6 protein-coding genes are annotated in these 5,010 nt (G+C 48.9%); 5 read left to right on the forward strand and 1 reads right to left on the reverse strand.

Annotation, left to right across the window (positions count from 1 at the left end; genetic code table 11):
- The coding region (locus Q0294_RS19580) for a chorismate synthase (RefSeq protein ID WP_299468821.1) at nucleotides 1–354 on the reverse strand (354 nt) is incomplete at its 3' end.
- Between the two features lie 229 nt (nucleotides 355–583).
- Between Q0294_RS19580 and Q0294_RS19585 the strand changes: the two genes are divergently transcribed.
- The 5 genes from Q0294_RS19585 to Q0294_RS19605 form a co-directional block, all read left to right on the forward strand.
- Nucleotides 584–1,336 carry a DUF1614 domain-containing protein gene (locus tag Q0294_RS19585; RefSeq protein ID WP_299468823.1) on the forward strand — a complete coding sequence of 251 codons (753 nt, stop codon included), beginning with the start codon at nucleotides 584–586 and terminating at the stop codon, nucleotides 1,334–1,336.
- Nucleotides 1,337–1,493: 157 nt separating this feature from the next.
- Nucleotides 1,494–2,291: a sulfite exporter TauE/SafE family protein gene (locus tag Q0294_RS19590; protein WP_299468825.1), complete on the forward strand. Its 798-nt coding sequence runs from the start codon at nucleotides 1,494–1,496 to the stop codon at nucleotides 2,289–2,291.
- A gap of 62 nt (nucleotides 2,292–2,353) precedes the next feature.
- The gene (locus Q0294_RS19595; protein ID WP_299468827.1) at nucleotides 2,354–3,313 is read left to right on the forward strand and encodes a M28 family peptidase; all 960 of its coding nucleotides are present in this window, start codon (nucleotides 2,354–2,356) and stop codon (nucleotides 3,311–3,313) included.
- Nucleotides 3,314–3,388: 75 nt separating this feature from the next.
- Nucleotides 3,389–4,747, forward strand: coding sequence for a cytochrome ubiquinol oxidase subunit I (locus tag Q0294_RS19600; protein WP_299468829.1), 1,359 nt, complete (start codon nucleotides 3,389–3,391; stop codon nucleotides 4,745–4,747).
- Nucleotides 4,748–4,751: 4 nt separating this feature from the next.
- On the forward strand, nucleotides 4,752–5,010 hold a 259-nt coding region (locus Q0294_RS19605), incomplete at its 3' end, for a cytochrome d ubiquinol oxidase subunit II (protein WP_299468831.1).

Genomic DNA, 5,010 nt, shown 5'->3' on the forward strand with positions numbered 1-5,010 from the left:
GCGAAACCCATATTTTGCATCGTAAGTAAAGTCAGCATGACCGGGTCGATATTTGTCTTTAATATCGCCGTAATCTTGACTCCGCTGGTCTTCGTTTCGAATCAGGATGGCCAAGCTGGTTCCCGTCGTAATGCCTTCAAAGACACCAGAGAGAATCTCGGGGTGATCGGCTTCTTTTCGCTGGGTCACAATCTTGCTTTGCCCCGGTTTGCGGCGGTTCAGATCAACGAGTAGATCTTCCACGCTGAGCGGAATTCCCGGGGGAACGCCGTCAATAATCACCACATTAGCCGGGCCGTGGCTTTCGCCTGCCGTCGTAATCCGAAATGCCTGTCCAAATGAATTTCCTGCCATACCTTGATTGTAACCGGACGCTAAGGAATGTCATCCTTCCCGAGAGGCTTCCGTTGATGAATTCGTCGAGAAGGTAGGAATTGTTCCGAATATTCCCGCTTAGAACCTGCAGAAAACGCTCCCGGGTGGCTAAAATGCCTTTGAAAAATGATCGCCATCAACGATTTTCCTGTTTAAATGTATCGATTCCAGTCAGCTCCCTTCATGGTCAACGGAAAGAAATTATAAAGTGCCCAACCAGCAACAGAATGATCTGCAAGTCGCCCAGTTATCAGGTTGCATGATGCTGACTTTCATGGTCTTTTTTGGCTGTATGATGCCGTTGATCTTTGTAGATCTCGCTGATACTGCCTTAAGAAACCTGCATCTGGCCCCGCAAGCTGCGATTCTGGTCCTGTTCGGCATGATTTTCGGATCGTTGATTAATATTCCCATCTCGCGTTTCCCACTCGACAAAGAGGTGAATGTCCCCGTCTTCGAATCTGTGGTAGGCTTGAACTTAATGCCACGAATGCAGCGATTGAGACAGGAAGCGATTATTGCCGTCAATCTGGGGGGCTGTGTGATTCCCGTTCTCCTGGCAGTCTGGCTGTCTCGATTCATTATCGCGGGTGGATTCACTCCGATATTGGTCACACTGGCGGGAATCAGTTTCAATACAGTGGTCTGCTATCGAACGTCGCGACTGGTCCCGCGCATGGGAATCGCGATGCCCGTATTCATTCCCCCTCTGGCTGCCGTCCTCGCAACCTGGTTTGGTTTCGGGATCTTTGCACCGATGACGGGGGAAATAGGTGTCGACTTCCATCCGCTGTATGCCCCTGTTGCCTTTGTGATCGGGATCTCCGGACCGCTGCTGGGAGCTGACCTGTTACACTGGAAAGATTTCAAAAAGCTGGATGCCCCTTCAATCAGCATCGGAGGAGCGGGTACCTGGGATGGAATTGTGCTCTCCGGAATGATTGCCTCACTCCTCGCGTAGCCCGGATTTCTATTTTACTTGAGCTCTTCATTATCATTTCGATTGGAACTCTGTTGCAGAAACCTATAAACTCTCAAAAGATTTAAGAACATGTTTGCTCTGAGAAACTCAGGGACAATCTGCACTGATTCATCATACTCATGAAGGGAAGCAGACTTTGGACTGGTGGCAAAATCTATTTTTGGCGGGAGTGGGCATCATCGCCGGCATCCTGAATGTGTTGGCTGGCGGAGGTTCTTTGATCGTCATGCCGACCATGGTGTTTCTGGGAATTCCCGGCGCGGTTGCCAATGGGACTATCCGCGTTGCCATTTTAGGGCAGAACGTTACAGCGATTGCCGGTTTCCGAAATAAGGGTTTTTCAGATTTTCGACTCAGCTTTTCATTGGCGCTCTGCGCGCTTCCGGGCACGTTTATCGGTGCGTTTCTGGGAACGAAGCTCAGCAACGTCTGGTTTAACCGTGTCTTGGCAATTGTCATGCTGGGGGTATTAGTTTCGATGATCCTCAGTAAACGTAAGAAAAAACCAGCACCGTCTGCTCAGGAAACGACCACTGACGCAGCAAACCTTTCTGACCAGGAAACCCCTGCCGTTCAAAATCCCAATTCCCTGACCGGACATCTCTTGATGGTCCTGGCCGGCTTTTATGGCGGATTTATTCAGGCAGGCATCGGTTTCATTTTAATCGCCATTATGAATGGTGTCATGAAAATGGACCTGTTACGCACCAATATGCATAAGGTATTCATTGTGGCCATTTATACGGTAGCCGCCATTGGAATTTTTGCGTGGCAAGGGAAGATCGATTGGATCACCGGTCTGACTCTGATGATCGGCATGTCCGTCGGTGGCTGGATCGGTTCAAATCTGGCTGTCAAAAAAGGTGAGCCTTTCATTCGTGCGGTGTTATATATCGCTATTGTTTGTATGTCGATCAAGTTATTATTATCGTAAGATCTGCGACGTGTTTTGTTGAACGCTGTCTGATTCGGATCACTCAAACGAGCAGGGAATAAATGAAGCGAATGAATACGTGGTGGCAGGTGTGGCCAACAATTCGATTCCTGATTCTGATCATACTGATTTCAGTGAGTTCCTTCGCCTGTGTCACAGCTGCCGAACCAGAGGTTGAGCCGGCATTTGATGCAAAACGCTCGTATGAGTATCTGAATAAAATTTGCCGTCTCAAATCGCGTGTGAGTGGTTCTCCGGGAATGGCGGAACAGCAAAAATTGATTTCGGAACATTTCAGAGAACTGAAAGCCAAAGTCCATTTTCAGACGTTCGATGCCCCGCATCCCATAAACGGGACCCCCGTGCGGATGAATAATCTGATTGTCAGCTGGTATCCGGAAGCTAAAAAACGGATCCTTCTAGCCTGCCATTATGATACGCGACCTTTTCCCGACCGCGATCGTTTCCAGCCCCAGGGACTCTTTATCGGCGCGAATGACGGTGCCAGCGGCGTCGCTTTTCTGATGGAGCTGGGAAACGTGATGCGGGATTTGAAAATCAGCCACGGCTATGGTGTCGACTTTGTCTTTTTTGATGGCGAAGAGCTTGTGTATCGTGAAAACGATGCTTATTTTCTCGGCTCAAATTATTTTGCGAATCAATACAAAAAAGAACCACGCGATTTTGAATATGTCTACGGAATTCTCTTTGACATGATCGCCGACAAGAATCTGGCGATCTATATGGAAAAGAACAGCCTCAAATACGCTCCCAGATTGACCCGCAGCATCTGGGAAGCTGCCCGAAAAACAGGAATCCGGGAGTTCATCTCTCAGGAAAAATATGAAATTCGGGATGACCACTTACCCTTGAATGAAATCGCCCGCATTCCCACCTGTGATATTATCGACTTTGACTACCCCGCCTGGCACACCACGCGAGATATCCCACGCAACTGCTCGGGAGCCAGCCTGGCTAAAGTTGGAACGGTACTCATTTACTGGCTGCAGAATATTCCCTGATTTACGCAGCGACCGTCAAATTCGTTTCATGATTTTCCTGACAGAACACAGCACCGGTGAAATGGAATCAAAGGCATGATTGATTCAATACTTCTGCATCGTGTCCAGTTTGCCTTTACGGTTTCCTATCACTATTTGTTTCCACAATTGACGATGGGCCTGGCACTCTTAATCTTTATTCTCAAGAGTATCGGATTGAGAGGAAATCCCTGGGCGGATGTCGCAGCGCGATTCTGGCTCAAGATTTTTGGCCTCACGTTTCTCATGGGAGTGGTTACGGGCATCCCACTCGAATTTCAATTCGGTACGAACTGGTCGCAGCTCGTGAAAAAAACGGGATCCATTCTGGGACAAACTCTGGCAATGGAAGGGATTTTTGCCTTCTTTCTGGAATCGACGTTTCTCTACCTATTGATTTTCGGTGAGAAAAAACTGGGCAGGACCGCGCATTGGATCGTTTCATTCCTGTTGCTGCTGGGCACGTGGCTCAGCGGCTACTTCATCATCTGCACGAATGCCTTCCTGCAGCATCCGGTGGGTTATCGAATCGACGAGCAGGGCGTTTATCACCTGACCAGCATCTGGGCACTGCTCAGTAACCCCTGGGCGCTCAAGCAATACTTGCATACGATGACGGGCTCGGTGATCACGGGCAGTTTTACGATGTCAGCCATCGCCGCCTACCATCTGCTCAAGGGAGAACATCTGGAAATCACCCGACGCTATCTGGCTGTCGCGGTCATTGTCGGGTTTCTGGCCAGTGTGATTGTCGTCGTTCCCACCGGCGACTGGGAAGCAAAGCAGGTCCAGAAACATCAGCCGATCAAATTCTCTGCAATGGAAGGGCACTTTCATACGGAAGACGGAGCCGGCCTGGTTCTGATTGGCCAGCCGAATATGGAAGAACTGAAAATTGACAATCCGATCATCATCCCCAAGGCACTTTCTTTTCTGACGCACGACAGTTGGGACGCAGAAGTAAAAGGGTTGACAGAATATGACCGCGAACTCTGGCCGGACAATGTTGAACTGCTCTATTTTTCTTATCACATTATGGCAGGGCTGGGAACACTGTTTATTGCTTTGATGGGGCTCAGTATTTTGTTCCTCTGGAAACAGAAGCTGCACACCAGTCGCACATTACTCTGGTTTTTAATGCTGTCACTGCCGTTCCCTTTTATTGCCAATACAGCGGGCTGGTTTACTGCGGAAATCGGTCGTCAGCCCTGGTTGATTTATGGATTAATGAAAACAGCCGACGGAGCCTCCCCAAATATTTCACAGGGAAATGTCATGTTTACTCTGCTGGGCTTTATGGGGCTTTACCTGTTTTTATCCGTGCTGTACTTTTTTCTCGCCACGCGCATCATCAACCAGGGTCCGGAAGCTGTTGAGATGAACAAACCTGATTTAACAGCAGAGGCAGGTGCTTAGAGCCATGGAAACAGTCTGGTATATTCTGTTGTTGTTTATGATTTCCACGTACCTTGTGCTGGATGGCTTCGATTTGGGAATCGGGGTGCTGCATCTTTTTATCGCTAAAAATCGATCGGAACAGAAACAGATTATCCAGTCGATTGCCTCTGTCTGGGATGGAAACGAGGTCTGGTTGATTGCCGCCGGCGGTACGATGATGCTGGCTTTTCCCGCATTTCTGAGTTCCATGTTCAGCGGCTTTTATCTTCCCCTGACGATGG

It is taken from the genome of uncultured Gimesia sp. (assembly GCF_937919775.1).
Lineage (GTDB): Bacteria > Planctomycetota > Planctomycetia > Planctomycetales > Planctomycetaceae > Gimesia.